Here is a 24,491-nt window from a genome sequence, read left to right as displayed (position 1 = left end):
AATTTGCCCCCTCTCCCTCGTCTGGCGTAATTTTCCCCACTACACTTGCTCTGTTGCTGTTGGCTACTGTGACCAACGGCTTATCGGGCGGCCCGCATGCAAACAGCGCAAAGGATCATCAAGAACTATCGCCGGAATCGCTTAATCGTCTGCACATTATGTGCACTACTGACGCTCATTCTCACATTAACTGTCCGATTTATTTCGGAGCGTAATTTAAATCATCGCAATACCGTTACCTTTGCCAACCACGCCGTTGAAGAGTTGGATGACGTGCTTTTGCCCCTACAGACCGGACGCGATGTACTGCTACCGCTGATTGGGCTTCCCTGCTCAGTTGCGCGTTTACCTCTGAGTAAGCATGCAGCCAGACTGCAAACGGTACGTTCTATCAGCCTGATTCAGAGCGGGGTCCTTTATTGTTCCAGCATTTTTGGCTATCGCAATGTGCCTATTCGCCAACTGGAGCCTGAATTACCCAGTCGGGAACCGCAATTGCTGCTGTCTACCGACCATTCGTTGATTAAGGGCAGTCCGATTCTGACGCAATGGTATCCAGCATCTGCCGATGGCTCAGATGGCGTGCTGGAAATCGTTAACATTGATTTATTATCGTCCATGTTGCTTGAACCCCAGCCACCGCAAATTACCCATGCCAGCTTAACCGTCGGTAATCGCCATTTGCTATATGGACAGGGTGTTGTCGATACGCTACCTGAACTGGATAATGAAAAACGCTACCAGCTCTCATCGCAACATTTCCCCTTTACTATCAGCGTCACCGGTCCGGGGGCCAGCGAACTGGCTATAAAACATCTACCAACACAACTGCCGCTGGCGGTGATCCTAAGTTTTTTAGTGGGCTACCTGGCATGGCTGGCGACCGCCAGCAGAATGAGCTTCTCCTGGGAGATAAATCTGGCCCTTGCTGCACGGGAATTCGAGCTGTTTTGCCAGCCGCTACTTAATGCGCAAACCCAGCAATGTATGGGAGTGGAAATCCTTTTACGCTGGAATAACCCGCGCCAGGGTTGGATCTCTCCCGAAGTGTTTATTCCCATCGCAGAGGAGCACAACCTGATTGTGCCGCTTACCCGTCATGTCATCGCAGAAACCATTCAGCAACGGCACGTATTCCCGATGAGCAGCCAGTTTCATATTGGGATAAATGTTGCCGCCAGCCATTTTCGTAACGGTACGCTGCTAAAAGATCTCAACCAGTACTGGTTCAGCCAGCACCCTATTCAGCAGTTGGTTATCGAACTCACCGAGCGCGATGCGTTGCTGGATGTGGATTATCGGGTCGTGCGCGAGTTAAATCGGCTTGGCGTAAAGCTGGCAATTGACGATTTCGGCACCGGCAACAGCTCGCTCTCCTGGCTGGAAAAGCTTCGCCCGGATGTGCTGAAGATTGATAAATCATTTACCTCGGCAATCGGGACAGACGCCGTGAACTCAACCGTCACAGACATCATTATCGCTTTGGGGAAAAAACTGAATATCGAACTGGTGGCGGAAGGCGTTGAAACACAGGCGCAGGCACAGCATTTACGCCGACACGGCGTACATTTATTGCAAGGCTTTTTGTATGCAAAGCCGATGCCGCTGCGCGATTTTCCCAAATGGCTGGCGGGCAGCACGCCGCCGCCCGCCCGGCATAACGGGCGACACAGTATGCACGTTATGCCGTTTCGCTAACCCCGCTTACTCGTCTTCGTCGTGAGCGGGTTGTTCTTTAACAATGCGAACTAAATCCACACGATAGTCATTGGCTTCGACAATCGTAATGCTCAACGGTGCAACATCGATAACATCACCTACGCGTGGAATATGGCCGTTAGCGGCAATGACTAAACCTGCCACCGTGGCGATATCTTCATCTTCATTCACTAACGTATCCACGTCCAGCGCCTGTTGCAACGCATGCAGATCGGTACCACCTTTCACCAACCAACCGCCTGCATCAGCAATAATTTCAGGCGTTTCATCGGCATCCGGGAATTCACCGGCAATAGCTTCTAATACGTCCAGCGGCGTGACCAGACCCTGGACTACACCAAACTCGTTAGTGACGATAACAAAGCTGCCGCGGGCGCGTCGCAGAACACCTAACAGATTGATAGGATCCAGCGTTTCCGGGACAATAATAGCCGGAGACGCAGAGGCAATGGCCGCCACATCCACACCGTCTTCCAGCGCGACCAGCAGCTCTTTAGCACGCACAATACCGATGATTTCATCCAGTTCGCCACGACACACCGGGAACAGGCTGTGTGGTGACGAGAGCAATTGCTCGCGAATTTCCTCCACGCTCAGGTCTGCATCAACCCAGCTAATTTCGCCACGAGGCGTCATAATGCCGCGTAATGAACGCGACGCCAGAGAAAGGACGCCGTTGATCATATAGCGTTCTTCTTCCACAAATGCGCCTTCCGGGACGGGAACCGGCACCGGGTTGTCGGATTCCATCTGCGCGCTGGCCTGACTTTTACCCCCCATCAGACGCAGGATTGCATCGGCAGTGCGCGCACGCAGCGGCAGCGTCGACTGGTGGCGAATAAAGTTCCGACGGGCAATCTGGTTAAACAACTCAATGATGATTGAGAAGCCAATCGCCGCATACAGATAGCCTTTCGGAATATGGAAGCCAAACCCTTCGGCAACCAGGCTCAGACCGATCATTAACAGGAAGCTCAGACACAGCACCACCACCGTCGGATGTTGGTTCACAAATCGTGTCAGCGGCTTAGAAGCCAGCAGCATCACGGCCATAGCAATCACGACCGCCGCCATCATCACTGGCAGATGGTTGACCATACCGACCGCCGTAATAACGGCATCCAGCGAGAACACCGCGTCGAGTATGACAATCTGCGTCACAACAACCCAAAAACTCGCATACCCTTTTGCCTGGCCGGTATCATGTTCACGGTTTTCCAGCCGCTCATGCAGCTCTGTCGTGGCCTTGAACAAGAGGAAAATCCCCCCCAGCAGCATGATCAGATCGCGCCCCGAGAACGAGTAGTCCATTACCGTAAATAGCGGCTTAGTTAGCGTCACCATCCACGAAATCACGGACAACAAGCCGAGGCGCATAACCAGTGCCAGTGACAAACCGATTAAACGCGCTTTATCTCGCTGTTTTGGCGGCAGCTTATCAGCCAGGATCGCAATGAAGACCAGGTTATCAATACCCAGAACAATTTCGAGAACGACAAGCGTGAGCAAACCCACCCAAATCTGCGGGTCCATTAATAATTCCATGACAAGCTCCTGCTTAAGGAATGACCAAACTGCGCGCTGAGGATCTCAGGCGTTGAAGCGATATGCAGAGAAAATTTGTGGCAAAAAGTGCCAATCTGACAGGCTTGATACGGCCTGATAGTGAAATGACGTCGGTGACGATCCATATGGTGAGCTACTGCCCTATACTCCTGAGTAATTAAACCGATGCTAAACATAACAGAGACAACCGTTTTTTAGCAAAGATTTACCTTCCTTTGCAATAAGTTGTTTCGGAGATATTTTACCCTTCGAAATTTCTTTTTATCGGAAGTTAAATTACGGATCTTCATCACATAAAATATTTTTTTCGATATCTAAAATAATTCACGAAAATCATAGGTTTTTCTTTGTAACCCTTATCTGAATCGATTCGATTGCGGACGACGATTCAAATACATCTTCACGTTGATGTGTTAACGATAATAAAGGAGGTAGCAAGTGACCATTGCTATTGTAATAGGCACACATGGTTGGGCTGCAGAGCAGTTACTTAAGACAGCAGAAATGCTGTTAGGCGAGCAGGAAAACGTCGGCTGGATCGATTTCGTTCCAGGCGAAAATGCCGAAACGCTGATTGAAAAGTACAACGCTCAGTTGGCAAAACTCGATACCAGTAAAGGCGTGCTGTTTCTCGTTGACACATGGGGAGGCAGCCCGTTTAACGCTGCGAGCCGCATTGTCGTCGATAAAGAGCATTACGAAGTCATCGCCGGTGTGAACATTCCCATGCTGGTTGAAACCTTCATGGCGCGTGATGACAACCCCAGCTTCGATGAATTAGTAGCACTGGCCGTTGAAACCGGTAGCGAAGGCGTGAAAGCGCTGAAAGCAAAACCGGTGGAGAAAGCCGCTCCAACCCCAGTCGCGGCGCCAAAAGCAGCAGTTCCCGCCAAACCGATGGGTCCGAACGATTATATGCAGATCGGCCTGGCGCGTATTGATGACCGCTTAATCCATGGTCAGGTGGCAACTCGCTGGACCAAAGAAACCAACGTAACACGCATTATCGTCGTCAGTGATGAAGTTGCCGCCGATACCGTGCGTAAAACGCTGCTGACCCAGGTTGCACCTCCGGGTGTGACGGCGCATGTGGTTGATGTCGCGAAAATGATCCGCGTCTACAACAACCCGAAGTATGCAGGTGAGCGTGTGATGCTGTTGTTTACCAACCCGACCGACGTAGAACGTATCGTTGAAGGTGGTGTGAAAATTACCTCTGTAAACATTGGCGGTATGGCTTTCCGTCAGGGTAAAACGCAGGTAAACAACGCAATTTCTGTCGATGAAAAAGACATCGAAGCCTTCAAGAAACTCAACGAACGCGGTATTGAGCTCGAGGCTCGTAAGGTTTCTACCGATCAGAAACTGAAAATGATGGATTTGATTGCCAAGGTGAAATAACGCCCTGGCATTTACTTAGTTTTCACACTTAAGTCTGTATAGCAATAGGAGAAGTACAATGGAGATTACCACTCTTCAGATTGTGCTGGTGTTCATCGTCGCATGTATCGCGGGTATGGAGTCGGTACTCGATGAATTTCAGTTCCACCGTCCGTTGGTGGCCTGTACGCTGATTGGTGCCGTTCTCGGTGATATGAAAACCGGTATCATCATCGGTGGTACCCTGGAAATGATCGCCCTTGGCTGGATGAACATCGGTGCTGCGGTTGCACCTGATGCTGCACTGGCCTCAATTATCTCTACCGTTCTGGTTATCGCGGGTCACCAAAGCATTGGTGCAGGTATCGCGCTGGCTATCCCACTGGCAGCAGCAGGCCAGGTACTGACCATCATCGTTCGTACTATCACCGTAGCATTCCAGCACGCAGCGGATAAGGCGGCAGAAAACGGTAACCTAACGGCGATCTCCTGGCTGCACGTATCCTCCCTGTTCCTGCAGGCTATGCGTATCGCTATCCCGGCGGTAATCGTGGCGATTTCTGTTGGTACCAGTGAAGTTCAGAGCATGCTTAATGCCATTCCGGAAGTTGTGACCGGCGGTCTGAACATCGCAGGGGGTATGATCGTAGTGGTTGGTTATGCGATGGTCATCAACATGATGCGCGCAGGCTACCTGATGCCATTCTTCTACCTCGGCTTCGTCACCGCGGCATTTACTAACTTCAACCTGGTTGCTCTGGGTGTGATTGGCGCAGTAATGGCTATCCTCTACATTCAGCTGAGCCCGAAATATAACCGCGTAGCCGGTGCACCTGCTGCTGCGGCTGGCAATAACGATCTCGATAACGAACTGGACTAGCAGGTGAGCGAAATGGTTGATATGACTAAAACTACCACCGAGAAAAAACTCACTCCGAGTGACATTCGTGGCGTGTTCCTTCGTTCTAACCTGTTTCAGGGTTCCTGGAACTTCGAACGTATGCAGGCGCTGGGTTTCTGTTTCTCCATGGTGCCGGCTATCCGCCGCTTGTACCCGGAAAACAACGACGCACGTAAGCAGGCTATTAAGCGTCACCTGGAATTCTTTAATACCCATCCGTACGTAGCGGCCCCCGTATTGGGCGTTACGCTGGCGATGGAAGAGCAGCGTGCAAACGGCGCAGAGATTGACGATGGTGCCATCAACGGTATCAAAGTTGGTCTGATGGGACCGCTTGCAGGCGTGGGCGACCCGATCTTCTGGGGTACCGTACGTCCGGTATTCGCCGCACTTGGCGCAGGTATCGCGATGAGCGGCAGTCTGCTTGGACCACTGCTGTTCTTCATCCTGTTTAACCTGGTTCGTCTGGCAACCCGTTACTACGGTGTGGCATACGGCTACCGTAAAGGTATCGATATCGTTAAAGATATGGGCGGTGGCTTCCTGCAGAAACTGACTGAGGGGGCGTCAATCCTCGGCCTGTTTGTCATGGGGGCATTGGTTAACAAGTGGACGCACGTAAACATCCCGCTGGTGGTTTCCACCATCACCGGTCAGGATGGTCAGACTCGTGTCACCACTGTGCAGACTATCCTTGACCAGCTGATGCCGGGTCTGGTTCCTCTGCTGTTGACTTTCGCCTGTATGTGGCTGCTGCGTAAAAAAGTGAACCCGCTGTGGATCATCGTTGGCTTCTTCGTCATCGGTATCGCGGGCTACGCTGTCGGACTGCTCGGCCTGTAAGACTGTTGTACATCACCGGGGGCTTGCCCCCGGTTTTTCTATTTAGAGGGTTGAGGATTCATGACTATCACGGACCTGGTGCTGGTTCTTTTTATCTTTTCGCTGCTGGCGTATGCCATTTACGATCAGTTCATCATGCCCCGCCGTAATGGCCCTACTCTGCTGTCTGTCGCCCTGCTTCCTCGTAGCAGAGTCGACAGCGTTATCTTCCTTGGCTTGATTGCTATTCTTATCTACAACAACATCACCAGCCACGGCGCGCAATTTACTACATGGTTATTATGTGCACTGGTATTGATGGGACTGTATCTGTTTTGGATCCGTACGCCAAAAATCATCTTCAAACAGAAAGGCTTTTTTTTCGCCAATGTCTGGATTGAATATAACCGGATTAAAGAGATGAATTTATCTGAAGACGGTGTCCTGGTGATGCAATTAGAACATCGAAGATTACTGATTCGCGTACGGAATATAGACGATCTCGAAAACATATATAAACTTTTAATTTCAAATCAGTAAGTTACAAATATAGCCTGAACTATGTTTTTTATATATCCATTCAAAAATAAACATAGCTAAGGCTATATCCCACCGCTCATAATGTTATTTATTTTAACGTTTTATTTATAAACAAATCTAAATGAAAATCGTTTTCAATTAGAGGCCAAATATTATTTCTGCGTTTCTTGTTTTATATTCTCAAAATATGTTAAGGTTGCGCCCGTCGTTGGGGAGTAGCCGATTTCCAGACTCCGGAAATGTACGTGTCAACATACTCGTTGAAAAACGTGGCGCGTACGGACTGATCTTACAGGTTCAGTCAGGCGAGACCATAGGCACATCAACTGCAATGCATACCTGAATGGCGCTGTATTTACAGTGATTCCAGCCTGTATGCATGGTTACTGGGGGCAGTGATGTGTTTTATGGATACCCCGGTCAGGACGCTGTTATGAATCTCACCGCTACTGTTCTTCTTGCTTTCGGCATGTCGATGGATGCTTTCGCTGCATCAATTGGCAAAGGCGCCACCCTGCATAAACCCAAATTTTCTGAAGCACTGCGCACCGGCCTTATTTTCGGCGCCGTTGAAACGCTTACGCCGCTCATTGGCTGGGGCATGGGTATGCTCGCCAGCAAATTTGTACTGGAGTGGAACCATTGGATCGCCTTCATTCTGCTGATCTTTTTAGGCGGACGAATGATAATAGAAGGCTTTCGCGACGACAGGGATGAAGATGAAGAGCCACAGCGCCGCCATGGCTTCTGGCTGCTGGTCACCACCGCCATTGCAACCAGTCTCGACGCAATGGCCGTCGGGGTGGGTCTGGCTTTCCTGCAGGTCAACATTATTGCCACAGCGCTGGCCATCGGCTGTGCCACGTTGATTATGTCCACGCTCGGCATGATGATCGGTCGTTTCATTGGCCCGATGCTGGGCAAGCGAGCTGAAATTTTGGGCGGGGTGGTACTGATAGGTATTGGCGCCCAGATCCTCTGGGCACACTTCCACGGTTAATTCAGGCGCTGCCAGATATGAATACTAAAGTCTGTCTGGCAGTCAAACGTCGTTTTTCCGGCTAACGTTTCCCACACTTCCGGCTTTGCCCGCCAGGCGAACGGCGTCATTTGCAGTAACGCAACGGCCTCGCTACCTTTGAGCTGCATCTGATACCCCAGCGCAAGGCTCTCTTGCAGAACAAAACCGTCCAGTTGCTCAGTGTGTGGCGCATGCAAACGCACCTCATCATAAATCAGCCCTTTCAGCTCCATTAAATGACGCGGACCCGGCGTGGCGGTAATAACCCAGCCACCCGGTTTGACCACGCGAGCCAGCTCCGGCGCTTTACAGGGAGCATAGATCCGGATGATGGCATCCATTGACTCGTCGGCAAACGGCAGGCGATGGCTGGAGGCAACGCAAAAGGTCACCTGCGAATAACGTCGAGCTGCTGACTTAATCGCCACTTTAGAAACGTCAAGACCAAAGGTTGTACAGCCCGTCAGAGCATCAGCAAACGCATGGGTGTAATACCCTTCCCCACAGCCAATATCCAGGATCGCCGCAGCTTCTGAACTCAACCTCTGGGTGAGCGCATCTACAATTGCATCGCGCAGCGGCTGATAATGTCCGGCATCAAGAAATGCCCGGCGCGCCTGCATCATCTCCGCGCTATCACCCGGATCGCGCGAGCGTTTGTGCTGAACCGGCAGTAAGTTGACATACCCTTCTTTCGCCACGTCAAACTGGTGCCGCCCAAGGCAGACAAAACTGTTATTCGCTTGAGTAAGAGGCTGGTGGCAAAGAGGACAGGAAAACGACATGACAACTCCGGCAGGTGACTTAAGGGCGCAAGTGTAACGCGAATTGCGCCCTGGGAAAATAACTTACAGCGACGGCGAGGATACGTTGCTGCCGTGCATTACCAGCAGATGCTCGGAGTCGGGAGGCATACCGTCCGGCTTTACGTTTTCCAGACGCAGGACATCGCCCATTATCTGGCTGAATACAGGCGCGGAGACTGCCCCCCCATAATAAGCACCGTTTTGCGGGTTATTTATAACCACAACCAGCGCGAACTTTGGGTCGCTTGCTGGCGCAACGCCCGCCGTATAGGCCACATATTTATCGACATATTTGCCGTCATCGCCAATTTTCTTTGCCGTTCCGGTCTTAACCGCGACGCGATAATCTCTGACCGCGGCCTTGGTTCCCCCGCCGCCGGGTAGCGCGACGCTTTCCATCATATGTTCAACCTGGTGAACCAACGCCTCCGGCATCACTCGCGTACCTATTACCGGCGGATCGATACGCGTAATAGAAAGGGGTCGATAGATACCAAAACTGCCGATGGTGGCATATACATGCGCCAGCTGGAGCGGCGTCACCATTAATCCATAGCCAAATGCGAAGGTTGCCCGGTCCAGATCGCTCCAGTAGCGGCGTTGAGGCATTAATCCGCGACTTTCCCCGGTTAAACCCAGTCCGGTTGGATCGCCAAAGCCAAAGCTTTTATAGGTATTCAGTAATTTCTGTACCGGCATCGCCAGCGAAAGGTGTGACACGCCGGTATCGCTCGATTTCTGCAAAATCCCGGTCAGCGATAGCTCCGGGTAAAATCCGACGTCGCGGATGCGATGCCCATCAACAATAAAAGGATGAGTATCAATCACGCTGTCAGGCTGTACTATCCCCTGCTGCAGAGCGGTCATAATCACCAGTGGTTTTACGGTTGAACCGGGTTCAAAGGTATCGCTAATTGCACGATTACGAAAATCATCCAGTACCGCGCCATCACGGTTATTGGGATTGAAATCGGGAAAGCTTGCCATGGAGAGTATTTCGCCGGTGGCAATGTTGACCAGCACTGCGGCCCCTGATTCCGCTTTATTCCATGTCACGGCATTGTCCAGCGCGTCTTCAGTAACCGTCTGCAAGCGCTCATCAATGCTGAGCTGTAATTCATGCGCCGGCACCGGCATCACTTCCGTGATATTTTCGATGACATGGCCAAATTTGTCTTTCCGTACCAGGCGGGAGCCAGGTTTGCCCATCAACTGGCTATTGAAGCTTTTCTCCAGCCCTTCAATCCCCTGACCGTCAATGTTGGTGAAACCAATCAGATTGGCCGCAACATGTCCGGCGGGATAAAAGCGGCGGGACTCTTCACGCAGGTTGATTCCCGGCAGATCCAGTTTATCGACCCATTCTGCCTGCTGAGGAGAGATCTGGCGCGCCAGATAGATAAACCTCCCGGCTGGATTGCTGTTAACGCGTTCAGCCAGCGTGCTGAGAGAAATATGCAGCGTCTTCGCTAACGCCTGCCAACGTTCGTTATAGCCAACGCCACCCTTGCTGATAATCGTCTTCGGATCGGCCCAGACGGCGTTAACCGGAACGCTTACCGCCAGCGGTCGCCCTTCTCTGTCGGTTATCATTCCTCGTGGCGAAGCGATGGACACCTCGCGTAAGGAACGCATGTCTTCCTGTTTTACCAGATTCGTCGGCGTGACAATTTGCAACCACGCAACCCGCCCCAGCAGCAATCCAAGGCTCAATAATATTGCCACGCAAAGCAGGGCAAAACGTACGGGAGTAAAATTGCGCGCATCGCCGTCGTTTTTCTTTTTCACCCGAACTCCAACAAGATAGTTTTTCAGGTGTCTGATTTAACGGGAAATGCCGCAAGAAAGCGGGGAAAACTATGCTACGAACATCACGCCTTTGCAACAAAGCGCTAATGGATGGGCATCCAGTAATATTTTGACGTAATTTGAATTAAAAAGCCCCGCAGAAGCGAGGCTTTATATCTGAGATGGATGCGCAAAAGCGCTTCAAATCAGTGGTGTCGATCAGATAGCTGTTACGTTAACAGCAGCCGGACCTTTCTGGCCGTCCTGAATTTCGAACTCAACGTTCTGGCCTTCAGCCAGAGTTTTGAAGCCGTTACCCTGGATAGCGGAGAAGTGTACGAACACGTCTTTGCTGCCATCAGCCGGAGTAATGAAACCAAAACCTTTAGACTCGTTGAACCACTTAACTTGACCTTTAATCTTTGCCATTTGCAAAATTCCTTAGAGTATTTTCTTCGCCCGCGGGCATAACATAGATAAAACTGAGACATTACTGCTTGAGGCACTAATATAAGGTTCGGCAGAGAAGCGGTATTCAACGTCAACGTGTTTACTCAGGACTTCTTTACTGAAAATGCCACACATAAACAGAACTGTACCTCGTTTAACCCAAAACGTGTTATCACATACAACGTTAATAATGGCAAGCCATTTTTAAACGTGTCTCGATCAGTCGCACAAATCCCGTCGTCCATCAAACAGCAACTGCACAGTTATGCGCCAGATCGAGTAGAATTATATTCTCGCATCTCTCCCCTATCCCCGCCTGACTTGCGCCATAGCCGGGATATTTCTACCATAGCTCAATAGCTTCAGTTGTTCCAGGTTATCTGTTACGGGTTCTGCCAGATATCATTTTTTATGCTTAGTAATGCATAAAATGTCACAAGCGTAAAAATGAGATCCGCCTTCTGGTTTTGCACCAAAATAATGAAAGAATGATGACAAGGCACAAAAAAAGTAAGAGAAACGTTTCGCTGTTAATAAAACGATCGTTATCACAAAAATGACATAATCATATTTTTTACGTATGGAAGATTATATTTATATCAGACTGGGGATAAGATATTAATTAGTCGGAGCATCTGAAAATACTGAGAATAGATGACTGTCCGGCCGCCAATTACACGACGGGGACAGAAGAAAATAATCTGACGCGCTGACGACAGGATGAAGCAACTGAGAACAACAACAGCCGTTCCTCATCCTGCCATACCTTTTTTACCGCTCAGCTACCAGGCGGATGATGTCATCGTCTTCATCCTTAATGGGCAGTGCAGTAGGCTCTGCTGCTTTCTCGGGTTCGTTAGCTTCGCAAAGGCGACGTAACAAAGCATTCTGTCTTTTTTGCTGATCTAACAATGCCTCAAGCAGCTCAATCTGCTCGTTAGTACGCGAACTTGCCCGATTGATAAAAAACCAAAGAACAAGCCCAACAATCAGAACCACCACCGATACCGCTAAAGGCGCAAAACTCAACGCGCCAGAATTCAAAACTTCGTTCATTTTACCACCTCAATGTAGACAGTGTAGTTTACCACTGCCGCACAAGAAGGTAATCAACTGTTGCGAAAATGCGCTTACCAGGGAATAAATTTATTGAAGGCACAAATACCGCTGAAAAATTGTACGTCCTGATCGCACATGATGTTGAACACCTGCGCCCACATCAGTATGCATACCAGTACAACAACAATCAGCACTACCCAGCGAATTTTTTTCACTCCAGCTCCACTCTTCAACTCCACATCTTATGTCTATAAATTATCATGCGTTACCTAAACCCAGCGTTAACTGTATAGGCATTCAATCTTTTTAGGAATGATTGACTTGTTTCATACCGTGTACAGGCTAATCTAATAATAATGAGAAAAGATAAGAGGTTGTAATGCGTCTGATTATCCGCGCTATTGTGTTGTTAGCTCTCGTTTGGATCGGTTTATTATTGAGCGGCTATGGAATTTTGATTGGAAGTAAGGAGAATGCTGCCGGTCTGGGTCTGCAATGCCAATATCTGACTGCCCGTGGAACCAGCACGGCACAGTACGTCCACACCAGTAGCGGTATCATTGGCCTGTCGGATTGTCCCCTGTTAAGGAAAAGCACGGTCATTATCGATAACGGCTAATAATGCAACATTACATTCGATACGTTATATACGCCAGGTAACGTTATGACTGTTCATAAAAAACCCCAGGTACAAAATACCTGGGGTTTTTAACATTCGCGATTACGTCAGATTAGAACGGATAGTCGTTATAGCCCATTTGTTCTGAAATCTTGCGCGCTGCCGTATGCAGCATTGCCACATACTCGTGTAAACGCTCTTCTGAGAAACGCAGCGTTGGGAATGAAATACTCAACCCCGCAATAACCACGCCGAAACGGTCAAACACCGGTACGCCGATGCAGCGCAGGCCTTCTTCCTGTTCTTCGTTATCTTCGCCGTAACCCTGCTCACGTACTTTATCCAGCAGTAGCAGTAATTCATCAGTATTCGTAATGGTACGATCGGTGCTGCGTTTGTACTCAATGCCATCCAGAATCTGCTTCACTTCATCGCGGTCACGCCATGCCAGCAGAACTTTACCGATAGCCGTACTGTACAGCGGATTACGACGACCAACGCGGGAATACATGCGCAGATTGTACATAGAGTCGATTTTGTGAATGTAGACGATGCTGTCTTCATCCAGCGCACCGAGGTGTACTGTCTCTTTGGTCAGGCGCGAAAGTTCGCGCATCTGAATGTCAGCGCTACGGATAAGATCGACGTTTTGCAACGCGCGCGCGCCCAGCTCGAATAATTTCAGGGTCAGTGAGTATTTCTCAGACTCCCCTTCCTGTGCCACATAACCCAGCGTTTTCATGGTCTGCAAAAAGCGATAAACGGTGCTTTTCGACATCATGACGCGTTGCGACAACTCGGTAATACCAATTTCGCGCTCTTCACCCAGCGCCTGCAGAATGCCAAAAACTTTCAGCACGGAAGATACAGAATCGGGTTGCTTATCCAGATCTGCGATTGCCATTTATCACCCCTTTCGAGTGTTTTATAAAAATCAGAACCGGTTTTTATTATAATTTCACGTACCAACCCTCGCAATCGCTCTTTGCTCACTTAGTTACAAATCTGCGACCTAACACCTGAATATCAATGCTAAAATTAATACTCTCATCATAAATTCCACAAATATCGACTTTCTATGGAAAAAATTCAGGCCGATGGTCTGCCATTGCCCCAGCGATATGGCGCAATTTTAACCATTGTTATTGGCATTTCTATGGCAGTACTCGACGGTGCAATAGCGAACGTGGCCCTGCCAACTATCGCCGCCGATCTTCAGGCCTCACCTGCCAGCTCAATCTGGATTGTGAACGCCTATCAAATCGCGATCGTCGTTTCGCTCCTGTCCCTCTCTTTTTTAGGCGATATGTTCGGTTACCGGCGCATTTATAAGTGTGGCCTGGTCGTGTTCCTGCTTGCATCGCTATTTTGTGCCTTGTCAGATTCGTTGCACATGCTGACGCTGGCTCGCGTCGCCCAGGGTTTTGGCGGTGCGGCGCTAATGAGCGTGAATACGGCATTGATCCGACTTATTTATCCCCAGCGTCAGCTTGGGCGGGGGATGGGGATTAACTCTTTTATCGTCGCGGTCTCCTCGGCTGCGGGTCCGACCATTGCCGCAGCTATTCTTTCCATTGCCTCCTGGAAATGGCTGTTTCTGATTAACGTCCCGCTGGGAATAGTCGCCCTGTTGCTGGCGATGCGCTTTTTGCCAGCCAATGCGTCTCGCGGCACTAAACCACGCTTTGACCTGCCCAGTGCGGTAATGAATGCCTTAACGTTTGGCTTGTTAATTACGGCGCTCAGCGGCTTTGCACAAGGACAGTCGCTAAAACTGATTGGTGCCGAGCTTGTGGCGCTTATGATGGTAGGTTTTTTCTTTATCCGACGCCAGCTCGCGCTGGAGGTGCCGTTACTGCCGGTTGACCTGTTACGCATTCCACTGTTTTCACTCTCGATTTGTACCTCGATATGTTCATTCTGCGCACAAATGCTGGCATTGGTTTCCCTGCCCTTCTTTATGCAAACGGTGCTCGGACGAAGCGAGGTCGAAACAGGCCTGCTGTTGACGCCATGGCCGCTGGCAACCATGGTGATGGCACCGCTGGCGGGATATCTGATTGAACGCGTTCACGCCGGGCTGTTGGGCGCACTGGGCATGGCGTTGATGGCCAGCGGGTTGTTTTCGCTGGTGCTGCTGCCCGTTTCCCCCTCCGATTTTAATATCATCTGGCCGATGATTCTGTGCGGCGCGGGCTTTGGCTTGTTCCAGTCCCCAAATAATCACACCATCATCACCTCTGCGCCGCGTGAACGCAGCGGTGGGGCGAGCGGTATGCTGGGGACGGCGCGCTTGCTGGGTCAGAGTACCGGGGCCGCGCTGGTCGCGCTGATGCTAAACCAGTTTGGCGACAGTGGAACGCACGTCTCGCTGATAACCGCTGGAATTCTGGCCTCGCTGGCAGCAATTGTGAGTGGTTTACGTATTACGCAACCGCGAGTTCAGGCATAAAAAAACGGGAACCTCTCGGTTCCCGTTTTCACACAACCCAGTATCTGGATTACATGTTTTCGATGATTGCGTCACCAAACTCAGAACATTTCAGCAACTTAGCGCCATCCATCAGACGTTCGAAGTCATAGGTGACGGTCTTGGCGTTGATCGCGCCTTCCATACCTTTAACGATCAGGTCAGCCGCTTCGGTCCAACCCATGTGGCGCAGCATCATTTCAGCGGACAGAATAATGGAACCTGGGTTCACTTTATCCTGACCTGCATACTTCGGTGCAGTACCGTGGGTTGCTTCGAACAGCGCACATTCGTCACCGATGTTCGCGCCCGGTGCGATACCAATACCACCAACCTGTGCGGCCAGCGCATCGGAGATGTAGTCGCCGTTAAGGTTCATACAGGCAATCACATCATATTCAGCCGGACGCAGCAGGATCTGTTGCAGGAACGCATCGGCGATAACATCCTTAACCACGATCTCTTTGCCGGTTTTCGGGTTCTTGATTTTCACCCACGGACCGCCGTCGATCAGTTCACCACCGAATTCTTCACGCGCTAACTGGTAACCCCAGTCTTTGAACGCGCCTTCGGTGAATTTCATGATGTTACCTTTGTGTACCAGGGTAACAGAATCACGATCGTTAGCGATGGCGTATTCGATCGCCGCACGAACCAGACGTTTAGTCCCTTCTTCAGAACACGGTTTGATACCAATACCGCAATGCTCCGGGAAGCGGATTTTCTTCACGCCCATCTCTTCGCGCAGGAATTTAATCACTTTCTCGGCATCTGCAGAGTCCGCTTTCCATTCGATACCTGCGTAGATATCTTCGGAGTTTTCACGGAAGATGACCATGTCGGTCAGTTCAGGGTGCTTAACCGGGCTAGGCGTGCCCTGGTAATAACGCACCGGGCGCAGGCAGACATACAGGTCAAGTTCCTGACGCAGGGCAACGTTCAGAGAGCGAATACCGCCGCCAACTGGGGTGGTCAGTGGGCCTTTGATGGCAACACGATATTCACGAATCAGATCAAGGGTTTCAGCAGGCAGCCAGACGTCCTGGCCATAAACCTGAGTGGATTTCTCGCCGGTGTAGATTTCCATCCAGGAGATTTTACGCTCGCCTTTATAGGCTTTCTCGACAGCAGCATCGACAACTTTGATCATCGGTGGGGTTACATCAACGCCGATACCGTCGCCTTCAATGAACGGGATAATCGGATTTTCAGGAACGTTGAGTTTGCCGTTTTGCAGGGTGATCTTCTTACCTTCCGCCGGAACAACTACTTTGCTTTCCATTCACCTCTCCTTCGAGCGCTTCTGGTTCTGCTCGTCTGTCATCGCGCTGCATGTGCGTTTGCGTCCTGCTGCACGAATGCGTTAGAGCAATTTTTTGTTAATGTTTTGTAATGAGCATGTCAATACTACCCTAATGTTCGTCGCCATGAAAGACACTCGTTCTTAGGCTATAATGCGGCAATTGATATAATCTGAAAATACCATGCAAAAAACTTCTTTTAGAAATCACCGGGTTGAGCGATTCAGCTCACGACAAGTCACCAAACAGCGTAAAGAAAACCAGCCAAAACGCGTGGTTTTGTTCAATAAACCCTACGATGTTTTGCCACAATTTACTGACGAGGCGGGCAGAAGCACGTTAAAAGATTTTATTCCCGTGCCGGGAATCTATGCTGCGGGCCGACTCGACCGGGACAGCGAAGGACTTTTGGTGCTGACCAATGACGGCGCGCTGCAGGCGCGGTTAACCCAACCCGGCAAGCGTACGGGAAAAATCTATTACGTCCAGGTCGAAGGCGAGCCGACAGCAGAAGCGCTGGATGCGCTGCGTACCGGGGTGACGCTCAATGATGGTCCCACGCTACCCGCAGGTATTGAAATAGTAGAGGAACCCACCTGGCTGTGGCCGAGAAATCCGCCTATTCGGGAACGGAAAAATATCCCCACCAGTTGGCTGAAAGTTACTTTATATGAAGGCCGTAACCGCCAGGTTCGTCGTATGACAGCGCATGTTGGATTCCCGACGCTGCGCCTCATCCGCTATGCCATGGGAGATTACACGCTGGAAAATCTCGCCAACGGTCAATGGCGGGATGCAACTAACTGAATAAGGAACAGGTATGTTCAAACCGCACGTCACGGTCGCCTGCATTGTGCATGCAGAAGATAAGTTCTTAGTCGTTGAGGAAACAATCAATGGCAAAGCCCTGTGGAATCAACCTGCAGGACATCTGGAAGCGGATGAAACCCTGGTGCAAGCCGCCGCTCGCGAACTGTGGGAAGAGACGGGCATCAAAGCGCAGCCGCAGCACTTCATCCGGATGCATCAATGGATTGCGCCGGACAAAACGCCCTTTTTACGTTTTCTGTTTTCTATCGAGCTTGCCAATATGTGCGCTACTGAACCTCATGACAGCGATATAGATTGCTGTCGCTGGGTCAGCGCAGAAGAGGTTCTCTCAGCGCCAAATCTGCGTTCGCCGTTGGTTGCGGAGAGTATTCGTTGCTATCAGAGCGGACATCGCTACCCGCTGGCGATGATCGGCGAATTTAACTGGCCGTTTACAGAGGGTGTCAAGTAAGGGGCTGCGTGCTAGAATATGCCGCCTTGAAGTTCAATGTCGTGAGTATTCCTATGTCTGAAAGCCCAAAAAAAGTGATCGTCGGCATGTCCGGCGGTGTCGATTCCTCCGTTTCTGCCTGGCTGTTGCAACAACAGGGTTATCAGGTAGAAGGCCTGTTCATGAAGAACTGGGAAGAGGACGATGGCGAGGAATATTGCACAGCGGCCGCCGATCTTGCGGATGCGCAGGCTGTCTGTGACAAACTCGGCATTGAACTGCATACCGTCAACTTTGCTGCAGAATACTGGGACAACGTCTTTGAACTGTTCCTTGAAGAGTACAAAGCGGGCCGTACGCCAAACCCCGATATTCTGTGCAATAAAGAAATCAAGTTTAAAGCCTTCCTCGAGTTTGCCGCCGAAGATTTAGGTGCCGATTATATCGCCACCGGTCACTACGTGCGCCGCGCCGACGTCGACGGCAAAAGCCGCCTGCTGCGTGGACTCGATGGCAATAAAGACCAGAGCTATTTCCTCTACACGCTCGGTCATGAACAAATCGCGCAGAGCCTGTTCCCGGTAGGCGAACTGGAAAAACCGCAGGTGCGTAAAATTGCCGAAGATCTCGGTCTGATTACGGCCAAGAAAAAAGACTCAACCGGTATCTGCTTCATCGGCGAACGTAAGTTCCGCGAGTTTCTCGGTCGTTACCTGCCGGCTCAGCCTGGCAAAATCATCACCGTTGATGGCGAAGAGATTGGCCAGCATCAGGGCCTGATGTACCACACGCTGGGTCAGCGTAAAGGTCTGGGCATTGGCGGGACGAAAGAAGGCACTGAAGATCCGTGGTACGTGGTGGATAAAGATGTCGAGAACAACATTCTGGTTGTTGCTCAGGGTCATGAACACCCGCGTCTGATGTCCGTTGGCCTGGTGGCGCAACAGCTGCACTGGGTCGATCGCGAACCGTTCACCGGCACAATGCGCTGCACGGTGAAAACCCGCTATCGTCAGACCGACATTCCGTGCACCGTTAAGGCGCTGGATGCTGAACGTATTGAAGTCATTTTCGACGAGCCAGTCGCGGCGGTAACGCCGGGTCAGTCGGCTGTCTTTTACAATGGCGAAGTGTGCCTCGGCGGCGGCATTATCGAACAACGATTGCCTCTGCCGGTATAATTACTTACACATCTAATACAAGGAAGCAGTGAACGTGGCAAAGAATTATTATGACATCACCCTCGCTCTGGCAGGCATTTGTCAGTCGGCACGCCTGGTGCAGGAACTGGCGCACCAGGGGCATTGTGATGCCGATGCATTACACGTTTCACTGAACAGTGTCATCGACATGAATCCCAGCTCTACGCTGGGCGTGTTTGGCGGTAGCGAGGCCAACCTGCGTTTAGGTCTGGAAACGATGCTCGGCGTGCTCAACGCCAGCAGTCGTCAGGGGCTGAACGCGGAACTCACCCGCTACACGTTAAGCCTGATGGTGCTGGAGCGTAAGCTGTCAGCCGCTAAAGGCGCTATGGACACGCTGGGAGACCGCATCAACGGCTTGCAGCGCCAACTGGACCATTTTGATTTGCAGTCAGAAACGTTGATGAGTGCGATGGCAGGCATTTATGTTGACGTCATCAGCCCACTCGGCCCACGTATTCAGGTTACGGGCTCCCCGGCCATCCTTCAGAGCCCACAGGTTCAGGCTAAAGTACGCGCTTCCCTGCTGGCTGGCATTCGCGCTGCCGTGCTCTGGCATCAGGTTGGTGGAGGCCGTCTGCAACTCATGTTTTCTCGTAATCGCCTGACGACTCAGGCTAAACAAATTCTTGCTCATTTAACCCCGGAGTTGTGATCTATGGAATTATCCTCACTGACCGCCGTTTCCCCTGTCGATGGACGCTACGGCGATAAAGTCAGCGCGCTGCGCGGGATTTTCAGCGAATACGGTTTGCTGAAATTCCGTGTACAAGTTGAAGTACGCTGGCTGCAAAAACTGGCCGCGCACGCAGCGATCAAGGAAGTTCCTGCTTTTGCTGCCAACGCAATCGGTTTCCTTGATGCGATTGTCGCTAACTTCAATGAAGAAGATGCTGCGCGTATCAAAACCATTGAGCGTACGACCAACCATGACGTGAAGGCAGTTGAGTATTTCCTGAAAGAGAAAGTGGCAGATATCCCGGAACTGCACGCTGTTTCCGAGTTCATCCACTTCGCGTGTACCTCAGAAGACATCAACAACCTGTCTCACGCGCTGATGCTGAAAACCGCCCGTGACGAAGTGGTTCTGCCGTACTGGCGCAAGCTTATCGACGCGGTGAAAGATTTATCCGTACAGTATCGCGATATTCCTCTGCTCTCCCGTACCCACGGTCAGCCAGCCACCCCGTCTACGCTGGGCAAAGAAATGGCTAACGTGGCTTACCGTATGGAGCGTCAGTACCGCCAGCTCAATCAGGTCGAAATTCTCGGCAAAATCAACGGTGCAGTCGGTAACTATAACGCCCACATCGCCGCTTATCCGGAAGTGGACTGGCATCAGTTCAGCGAAGAATTTGTCACCTCGCTGGGCATCCAGTGGAACCCGTACACCACGCAGATTGAGCCGCACGACTACATTGCCGAGCTGTTTGATTGCATCGCCCGTTTCAACACTATCCTGATCGACTTCGACCGCGATGTCTGGGGTTACGTGGCGCTGAACCATTTCAAACAGAAAACCATCGCGGGTGAAATTGGTTCCTCCACCATGCCGCACAAGGTGAACCCAATCGATTTCGAAAACTCCGAGGGTAACCTGGGCCTGTCTAACGCGGTTCTGCAGCATCTGGCGAGCAAACTGCCGGTCTCCCGCTGGCAGCGCGATCTGACGGACTCTACCGTTCTGCGTAACCTGGGCGTGGGGATTGGCTATGCACTGATCGCTTATCAGTCCACGCTGAAAGGTGTGAGCAAACTGGAAGTGAACCGCGATCATCTGCTGGATGAACTGGATCATAACTGGGAAGTGCTGGCAGAGCCGATCCAGACCGTGATGCGTCGCTATGGCATTGAAAAACCATACGAGAAGCTGAAGGAACTGACCCGCGGCAAACGCGTTGACGCCGAAGGTATGAAGCAGTTTATCGACGGTCTGGCGCTGCCTGAAGACGAGAAAACGCGCCTGAAAGCAATGACGCCAGCCAATTACATTGGTCGCGCCGTCACCATGGTTGATGAACTGAAGTAATCTGTTTTACGCCTGTCAGGCCTGCATCATATCGTAGGCCTGCCAGGCGTAGCGCCATCAGGGATTATTGGATCTTATGGCATTTCCGGCGGTGTAATGCCAAAGTGGTTCCACGCCCGCACCGTTGCCATACGTCCGCGCGGAGTTCGCTGCAGAAAACCTTGCTGAATCAGATACGGCTCCAGCACGTCCTCAATGGTTTCACGCTCTTCCCCAATCGCCGCCGCCAGGTTATCCAGTCCTACCGGTCCGCCGAAGAACTTATCGATAACCGCCAGCAGCAGCTTACGATCCATATAATCGAATCCTTCCGCATCCACATTGAGCATATCCAGTGCCTGAGCGGCAATATCTGCTGAAATTGTGCCGTCATGCTTCACTTCGGAGAAGTCGCGTACCCGGCGTAATAAACGGTTGGCGATACGCGGCGTACCACGGGCGCGGCGTGCCACTTCCAATGCGCCTTCATCGCTCATTTCCAGTCCCATAAAGCGGGCGCTGCGTCCAACAATGTGCTGCAGGTCTGGCACCTGATAGAATTCCAGGCGCTGTACAATACCGAAGCGGTCACGCAGCGGAGACGTTAACGAACCGGCGCGCGTCGTCGCCCCGATCAGGGTAAACGGCGGCAGATCGATCTTAATCGAACGTGCGGCTGGTCCTTCGCCAATCATGATATCCAGCTGATAATCTTCCATCGCCGGATACAGCACCTCTTCCACCACCGGTGACAGGCGATGGATTTCATCGATAAACAGCACATCGTGCGGTTCAAGGTTGGTGAGCATTGCCGCCAGATCGCCCGCTTTTTCCAGTACCGGACCGGAAGTGGTGCGCAAATTAACGCCCATTTCATTGGCAACAATATTGGCAAGCGTGGTTTTACCGAGACCTGGAGGACCGAAAATCAGCAGGTGATCGAGGGCTTCACCGCGCAGCTTCGCCGCCTGGATAAAAATCTCCATTTGCGAACGCACCTGAGGCTGGCCAATATACTCTTCCAGCAATTTGGGGCGGATCGCGCGATCCACCAAATCTTCAGGGGTCGTGCTGACAGCCGAAATCAGGCGATCTGCTTCAATCATCCTTTACCTCACAATGCCGCGCGAAGCGCTTCACGAATCAGGGTTTCACTGCTGGCATCAGGGCGAGCAATTTTGCTCACCATGCGGCTGGCTTCCTGTGGTTTATAGCCTAACGCCACCAGCGCAGCAACCGCTTCCTGCTCGGCGTCATCCGTTGCAGGACTGGCCGGAGAGGTCAGGACCAGATCCGCCGCCGGCGTGAAGAGATCGCCATGCAGGCCTTTAAAGCGGTCTTTCATTTCCACAATCAAACGCTCTGCGGTTTTCTTACCTATGCCCGGTAATTTCACCAGCGCGCCAAGCTCTTCGCGCTCAACGGCATTAACGAACTGCTGTGCAGACATACCGGAGAGGATCGCCAGCGCCAGCTTCGGCCCCACGCCATTGGTTTTGATTAACTCTTTAAACAGCGTGCGTTCTTGTTTGTTGTTAAAACCATATAGCAGTTGAGCGTCTTCACGCACCACAAAATGGGTGAAGATAATCGCTTCCTGCCCGGCTTCCGGCAACTCGTAGAAACAGGTCATCGGCATATGGACTTCATAGCCTACTCCGCCGGTTTCCAGAAGGACCAGCGGGGGTTGTTTTTCAAGAATGATGCCTCTGAGTCTGCCTATCACGTGACGCTCCTGCGTTAAGGGCTAAAAGGTAATGCGCTATCATAAAAAAAGGCTGGATAGATATCCAGCCTCATTTGTCACTAACGTAACCGACCTCGCGCCAGATTCAGCCGCGAATCGCTCATTTGCATGGCGTTCTGGCTGACGTGGCAATGGGTAATAGCAATCGCCAGCGCATCCGCGGCATCCGCCTGCGGATTTGCCGGGAGTTTTAGCAGCGTGCGTACCATATGCTGAACCTGGCTTTTTTCCGCGCTGCCGATACCTACCACGGTCTGTTTTACCTGGCGGGCCGCGTATTCAAAGACCGGAAGATCCTGATTGGTAGCCGCAACGATTGCCACGCCGCGCGCCTGCCCCAGCTTTAGCGCCGAGTCGGCATTCTTCGCCATAAAGACCTGCTCAATGGCAAAATAGTCGGGCTGGAACTGGGTGATGATTTCCGTCACGCCCGCATAAATCAATTTCAGACGTGATGGAAGATCGTCGACTTTGGTGCGAATGCAGCCGCTACCGAGGTAGGTCAGCTGTCTGCCGACCTGACGAATTACGCCATAACCGGTGATGCGCGACCCCGGATCAATGCCGAGAATGATAGACATCACGCATCTCCTGTTAGTTTATGGCTTAACCACATCATTCGAGCGTTGCAGCAACCTCATCGGAGATTTCGCCATTGTGGTAAACTTCCTGCACGTCGTCGCAGTCTTCCAGCATATCGATCAGACGCATCAGCTTCGGTGCCGTTTCTGCATCCATATCCGCTTTGGTGGAGGGGATCATAGACACTTCAGCCGCGTCCGCTTTCAGACCAGCCGCTTCCAGCGCATCACGCACTTTGCCCATCTCTTCCCACGCGGTGTAAACGTCAATCGCGCCATCGTCGAAGGTCACAACGTCTTCAGCGCCCGCTTCCAGTGCCGCTTCCATAATGGCGTCTTCGTCGCCTTGTTCAAAAGAGATCACGCCTTTTTTGCTGAACAGGTAAGCTACGGAACCGTCGGTACCGAGGTTGCCGCCCGTTTTAGTGAATGCGTGACGCACTTCCGCAACGGTACGGTTACGGTTGTCAGACAGACACTCAATCATAACGGCTGTTCCGCCAGGACCGTAACCTTCATAGATGATGGTTTCCATGTTCGCATCATCGTCGCCACCAACACCACGCGCGATTGCACGGTTCAGGGTGTCACGGGTCATGTTATTTGCCAGCGCTTTATCAACCGCGGCGCGCAGACGTGGGTTAGCATCCGGATCGCCGCCGCCCAGTTTGGCTGCCGTCACCAGCTCACGAATGATTTTGGTGAAAATTTTACCGCGTTTAGCATCCTGCGCTGCTTTACGATGTCTGGTGTTGGCCCATTTACTATGACCTGCCATAAATAATCTCTCCAAAAAGCGCGCCTTTTCAGGCGACGTTAATTACAAACTCTTCAATCGCCTGCCGGTTACTCCACGACTTGGTTAACTGCGCGGCTTCGTGCGCATTAACCCAACGGTAGGTCAGATGTTCGGTGAACACGATCTCTCGTTCAGAGGGAAGTGCCAGGCAAAACCAGGATTCAGTATTACGCTCAATTCCCGGCGCATAGCGATGACGTAAATGGCTAAAAATCTCAAACTCCACCGTGCGCTGACAGTCAATTAAGGTCAGTTGCTCAGTCGCAACATCAATGGCGACCTCTTCCTTTACTTCGCGCATCGCGGCTTGCGACGCGGTTTCACCCTCTTCAAGGCTGCCGGTGACCGACTGCCAGAAATCAGGATCGTCGCGTCGCTGTAACATCAGCACTCTCCCGGTGTCCTTTGCATAAATCACGACTAACACCGAGACAGGCTGTTTGTATCTCAT

Annotated in this window: 27 protein-coding genes; 13 read left to right on the top strand and 14 right to left on the bottom strand. The window is 51.4% G+C overall.

The annotated features are described in order from the left end of the window. The first annotated feature begins 96 nt into the window (after positions 1-96). Positions 97-1,698 (top strand): EAL domain-containing protein, encoded by a 1,602-nt coding sequence (locus HVZ52_RS09635; protein ID WP_019076975.1) that lies wholly within the window; start codon positions 97-99, stop codon positions 1,696-1,698. A gap of 6 nt (positions 1,699-1,704) precedes the next feature. Here the strand turns inward: HVZ52_RS09635 and yoaE are convergent, their stop codons facing one another. Then, the gene (gene yoaE, locus HVZ52_RS09630) at positions 1,705-3,264 is read right to left on the bottom strand and encodes a CNNM family cation transport protein YoaE (RefSeq protein ID WP_016153393.1); all 1,560 of its coding nucleotides are present in this window, start codon (positions 3,262-3,264) and stop codon (positions 1,705-1,707) included. 459 nt (positions 3,265-3,723) lie between these two features. Here yoaE and manX point away from each other — a divergent pair, with 459 nt between their 5' ends. The 5 genes from manX to mntP all read left to right on the top strand — a co-directional run bounded on the left by manX (position 3,724) and on the right by mntP (position 7,928). Continuing rightward, complete coding sequence (gene manX / locus HVZ52_RS09625; RefSeq protein ID WP_019076976.1) at positions 3,724-4,686, top strand: PTS mannose transporter subunit IIAB; 963 nt, start codon at positions 3,724-3,726, stop codon at positions 4,684-4,686. Between the two features lie 58 nt (positions 4,687-4,744). Beyond that, a complete protein-coding gene (gene manY / locus HVZ52_RS09620; RefSeq protein ID WP_016153395.1) occupies positions 4,745-5,545 on the top strand; it encodes a PTS mannose transporter subunit IIC in 801 nt (266 codons plus the stop codon). A gap of 12 nt (positions 5,546-5,557) precedes the next feature. Then, complete coding sequence (locus tag HVZ52_RS09615; protein WP_016153396.1) at positions 5,558-6,409, top strand: PTS mannose transporter subunit IID; 852 nt, start codon at positions 5,558-5,560, stop codon at positions 6,407-6,409. 60 nt (positions 6,410-6,469) lie between these two features. Beyond that, positions 6,470-6,928: a DUF986 family protein gene (locus HVZ52_RS09610; RefSeq protein WP_016153397.1), complete on the top strand. Its 459-nt coding sequence runs from the start codon at positions 6,470-6,472 to the stop codon at positions 6,926-6,928. 433 nt (positions 6,929-7,361) lie between these two features. Next, a complete protein-coding gene (mntP, locus tag HVZ52_RS09605) occupies positions 7,362-7,928 on the top strand; it encodes a manganese efflux pump MntP (protein WP_047358296.1) in 567 nt (188 codons plus the stop codon). Here the strand turns inward: mntP and rlmA are convergent. The 6 genes from rlmA to mgrB all read right to left on the bottom strand — a co-directional run bounded on the left by rlmA (position 7,925) and on the right by mgrB (position 12,267). Beyond that, positions 7,925-8,734 (bottom strand): 23S rRNA (guanine(745)-N(1))-methyltransferase, encoded by an 810-nt coding sequence (gene rlmA, locus HVZ52_RS09600; RefSeq protein WP_181599180.1) that lies wholly within the window; start codon positions 8,732-8,734, stop codon positions 7,925-7,927. The genes mntP and rlmA overlap by 4 nt on opposite strands. A 63-nt stretch (positions 8,735-8,797) precedes the next feature. Continuing rightward, complete coding sequence (gene ftsI, locus HVZ52_RS09595) at positions 8,798-10,543, bottom strand: peptidoglycan glycosyltransferase FtsI (protein ID WP_065554706.1); 1,746 nt, start codon at positions 10,541-10,543, stop codon at positions 8,798-8,800. Positions 10,544-10,762: 219 nt separating this feature from the next. Then, positions 10,763-10,972 carry a transcription antiterminator/RNA stability regulator CspE gene (gene cspE, locus HVZ52_RS09590; protein ID WP_001062678.1) on the bottom strand — a complete coding sequence of 70 codons (210 nt, stop codon included), beginning with the start codon at positions 10,970-10,972 and terminating at the stop codon, positions 10,763-10,765. A 12-nt stretch (positions 10,973-10,984) separates the two neighbouring features. Then, entirely contained in the window at positions 10,985-11,128 is a 144-nt protein-coding gene (locus HVZ52_RS09585) for a DUF2627 domain-containing protein (protein WP_006684179.1), read from the bottom strand. 636 nt (positions 11,129-11,764) lie between these two features. Further along, positions 11,765-12,049, bottom strand: a complete 285-nt coding sequence (locus HVZ52_RS09580) for a YebO family protein (RefSeq protein WP_047358298.1) — start codon at positions 12,047-12,049, stop codon at positions 11,765-11,767. Positions 12,050-12,123: 74 nt separating this feature from the next. Continuing rightward, positions 12,124-12,267, bottom strand: coding sequence for a PhoP/PhoQ regulator MgrB (gene mgrB, locus HVZ52_RS09575; protein WP_016153402.1), 144 nt, complete (start codon positions 12,265-12,267; stop codon positions 12,124-12,126). 164 nt (positions 12,268-12,431) lie between these two features. Here mgrB and HVZ52_RS09570 point away from each other — a divergent pair, with 164 nt between their 5' ends. Continuing rightward, positions 12,432-12,671, top strand: a complete 240-nt coding sequence (locus HVZ52_RS09570) for a YobH family protein (RefSeq protein WP_016153403.1) — start codon at positions 12,432-12,434, stop codon at positions 12,669-12,671. Between the two features lie 112 nt (positions 12,672-12,783). On the opposite strand, the gene kdgR is transcribed toward HVZ52_RS09570, so the two are convergent. Continuing rightward, positions 12,784-13,575, bottom strand: coding sequence for a DNA-binding transcriptional regulator KdgR (gene kdgR / locus HVZ52_RS09565; protein WP_016156798.1), 792 nt, complete (start codon positions 13,573-13,575; stop codon positions 12,784-12,786). A 174-nt stretch (positions 13,576-13,749) separates the two neighbouring features. Between kdgR and HVZ52_RS09560 the strand changes: the two genes are divergently transcribed. Then, positions 13,750-15,123 carry an MFS transporter gene (locus tag HVZ52_RS09560; RefSeq protein ID WP_181599179.1) on the top strand — a complete coding sequence of 458 codons (1,374 nt, stop codon included), beginning with the start codon at positions 13,750-13,752 and terminating at the stop codon, positions 15,121-15,123. Between the two features lie 49 nt (positions 15,124-15,172). Here the strand turns inward: HVZ52_RS09560 and icd are convergent, their stop codons facing one another. After that, positions 15,173-16,423 (bottom strand): NADP-dependent isocitrate dehydrogenase, encoded by a 1,251-nt coding sequence (gene icd, locus HVZ52_RS09555; RefSeq protein WP_003841892.1) that lies wholly within the window; start codon positions 16,421-16,423, stop codon positions 15,173-15,175. 202 nt (positions 16,424-16,625) lie between these two features. Here icd and rluE point away from each other — a divergent pair, with 202 nt between their 5' ends. Genes rluE through purB form a run of 5 tightly spaced genes read left to right on the top strand, consistent with a single transcriptional unit; the run spans position 16,626 to position 20,934 of the window. After that, the gene (gene rluE, locus HVZ52_RS09550; protein ID WP_016153406.1) at positions 16,626-17,249 is read left to right on the top strand and encodes a 23S rRNA pseudouridine(2457) synthase RluE; all 624 of its coding nucleotides are present in this window, start codon (positions 16,626-16,628) and stop codon (positions 17,247-17,249) included. A 13-nt stretch (positions 17,250-17,262) separates the two neighbouring features. Continuing rightward, positions 17,263-17,724, top strand: coding sequence for an NUDIX hydrolase (locus tag HVZ52_RS09545; protein WP_080858816.1), 462 nt, complete (start codon positions 17,263-17,265; stop codon positions 17,722-17,724). 53 nt (positions 17,725-17,777) lie between these two features. Then, on the top strand, positions 17,778-18,884 hold the full coding sequence (mnmA, locus tag HVZ52_RS09540) for a tRNA 2-thiouridine(34) synthase MnmA (protein WP_003832402.1): 1,107 nt from the start codon (positions 17,778-17,780) through the stop codon (positions 18,882-18,884). Between the two features lie 34 nt (positions 18,885-18,918). Then, the gene (hflD, locus tag HVZ52_RS09535) at positions 18,919-19,560 is read left to right on the top strand and encodes a high frequency lysogenization protein HflD (protein ID WP_016153409.1); all 642 of its coding nucleotides are present in this window, start codon (positions 18,919-18,921) and stop codon (positions 19,558-19,560) included. Between the two features lie 3 nt (positions 19,561-19,563). Then, the gene (gene purB / locus HVZ52_RS09530) at positions 19,564-20,934 is read left to right on the top strand and encodes an adenylosuccinate lyase (RefSeq protein ID WP_181599178.1); all 1,371 of its coding nucleotides are present in this window, start codon (positions 19,564-19,566) and stop codon (positions 20,932-20,934) included. Between the two features lie 74 nt (positions 20,935-21,008). Here the strand turns inward: purB and ruvB are convergent, their stop codons facing one another. The 5 genes from ruvB to nudB all read right to left on the bottom strand — a co-directional run bounded on the left by ruvB (position 21,009) and on the right by nudB (position 24,491). After that, complete coding sequence (gene ruvB / locus HVZ52_RS09525; protein WP_181599177.1) at positions 21,009-22,019, bottom strand: Holliday junction branch migration DNA helicase RuvB; 1,011 nt, start codon at positions 22,017-22,019, stop codon at positions 21,009-21,011. Positions 22,020-22,027: 8 nt separating this feature from the next. Continuing rightward, a complete protein-coding gene (gene ruvA, locus HVZ52_RS09520) occupies positions 22,028-22,639 on the bottom strand; it encodes a Holliday junction branch migration protein RuvA (protein WP_016153412.1) in 612 nt (203 codons plus the stop codon). A gap of 80 nt (positions 22,640-22,719) precedes the next feature. After that, the gene (gene ruvC, locus HVZ52_RS09515; protein WP_049269096.1) at positions 22,720-23,241 is read right to left on the bottom strand and encodes a crossover junction endodeoxyribonuclease RuvC; all 522 of its coding nucleotides are present in this window, start codon (positions 23,239-23,241) and stop codon (positions 22,720-22,722) included. Between the two features lie 34 nt (positions 23,242-23,275). Beyond that, positions 23,276-24,019 (bottom strand): YebC/PmpR family DNA-binding transcriptional regulator, encoded by a 744-nt coding sequence (locus HVZ52_RS09510; protein ID WP_016153413.1) that lies wholly within the window; start codon positions 24,017-24,019, stop codon positions 23,276-23,278. Between the two features lie 28 nt (positions 24,020-24,047). Next, positions 24,048-24,491, bottom strand: a complete 444-nt coding sequence (gene nudB / locus HVZ52_RS09505; RefSeq protein ID WP_016153414.1) for a dihydroneopterin triphosphate diphosphatase — start codon at positions 24,489-24,491, stop codon at positions 24,048-24,050.

Source organism: Citrobacter sp. RHB36-C18, assembly GCF_013814485.1.
Classification (GTDB): Bacteria; Pseudomonadota; Gammaproteobacteria; order Enterobacterales; family Enterobacteriaceae; genus Citrobacter; species Citrobacter braakii.
This window is presented reverse-complemented; position numbering and strand designations above follow the sequence as displayed.

What these genes read in the sequence shown, in the direction of transcription:
- HVZ52_RS09560 (WP_181599179.1), top strand. Translation starts at nt 13,750, where the DNA reads ATGGAAAAAATTCAGGCCGATGGTCTGCCATTGCCCCAGCGATATGGC.
- HVZ52_RS09610 (WP_016153397.1), top strand. Translation starts at nt 6,470, where the DNA reads ATGACTATCACGGACCTGGTGCTGGTTCTTTTTATCTTTTCGCTGCTG.
- nudB (WP_016153414.1), bottom strand. Translation starts at nt 24,491, where the DNA reads ATGAGATACAAACAGCCTGTCTCGGTGTTAGTCGTGATTTATGCAAAG.
- icd (WP_003841892.1), bottom strand. Translation starts at nt 16,423, where the DNA reads ATGGAAAGCAAAGTAGTTGTTCCGGCGGAAGGTAAGAAGATCACCCTG.
- HVZ52_RS09580 (WP_047358298.1), bottom strand. Translation starts at nt 12,049, where the DNA reads ATGAACGAAGTTTTGAATTCTGGCGCGTTGAGTTTTGCGCCTTTAGCG.
- manY (WP_016153395.1), top strand. Translation starts at nt 4,745, where the DNA reads ATGGAGATTACCACTCTTCAGATTGTGCTGGTGTTCATCGTCGCATGT.
- rluE (WP_016153406.1), top strand. Translation starts at nt 16,626, where the DNA reads ATGCAAAAAACTTCTTTTAGAAATCACCGGGTTGAGCGATTCAGCTCA.
- HVZ52_RS09570 (WP_016153403.1), top strand. Translation starts at nt 12,432, where the DNA reads ATGCGTCTGATTATCCGCGCTATTGTGTTGTTAGCTCTCGTTTGGATC.
- cspE (WP_001062678.1), bottom strand. Translation starts at nt 10,972, where the DNA reads ATGGCAAAGATTAAAGGTCAAGTTAAGTGGTTCAACGAGTCTAAAGGT.
- HVZ52_RS09545 (WP_080858816.1), top strand. Translation starts at nt 17,263, where the DNA reads ATGTTCAAACCGCACGTCACGGTCGCCTGCATTGTGCATGCAGAAGAT.
- ruvC (WP_049269096.1), bottom strand. Translation starts at nt 23,241, where the DNA reads ATGTCTATCATTCTCGGCATTGATCCGGGGTCGCGCATCACCGGTTAT.
- HVZ52_RS09510 (WP_016153413.1), bottom strand. Translation starts at nt 24,019, where the DNA reads ATGGCAGGTCATAGTAAATGGGCCAACACCAGACATCGTAAAGCAGCG.
- kdgR (WP_016156798.1), bottom strand. Translation starts at nt 13,575, where the DNA reads ATGGCAATCGCAGATCTGGATAAGCAACCCGATTCTGTATCTTCCGTG.
- HVZ52_RS09615 (WP_016153396.1), top strand. Translation starts at nt 5,558, where the DNA reads ATGGTTGATATGACTAAAACTACCACCGAGAAAAAACTCACTCCGAGT.
- purB (WP_181599178.1), top strand. Translation starts at nt 19,564, where the DNA reads ATGGAATTATCCTCACTGACCGCCGTTTCCCCTGTCGATGGACGCTAC.
- mntP (WP_047358296.1), top strand. Translation starts at nt 7,362, where the DNA reads ATGAATCTCACCGCTACTGTTCTTCTTGCTTTCGGCATGTCGATGGAT.
- rlmA (WP_181599180.1), bottom strand. Translation starts at nt 8,734, where the DNA reads ATGTCGTTTTCCTGTCCTCTTTGCCACCAGCCTCTTACTCAAGCGAAT.
- mnmA (WP_003832402.1), top strand. Translation starts at nt 17,778, where the DNA reads ATGTCTGAAAGCCCAAAAAAAGTGATCGTCGGCATGTCCGGCGGTGTC.
- yoaE (WP_016153393.1), bottom strand. Translation starts at nt 3,264, where the DNA reads ATGGAATTATTAATGGACCCGCAGATTTGGGTGGGTTTGCTCACGCTT.
- ruvB (WP_181599177.1), bottom strand. Translation starts at nt 22,019, where the DNA reads ATGATTGAAGCAGATCGCCTGATTTCGGCTGTCAGCACGACCCCTGAA.
- HVZ52_RS09635 (WP_019076975.1), top strand. Translation starts at nt 97, where the DNA reads ATGCAAACAGCGCAAAGGATCATCAAGAACTATCGCCGGAATCGCTTA.
- HVZ52_RS09585 (WP_006684179.1), bottom strand. Translation starts at nt 11,128, where the DNA reads ATGTGTGGCATTTTCAGTAAAGAAGTCCTGAGTAAACACGTTGACGTT.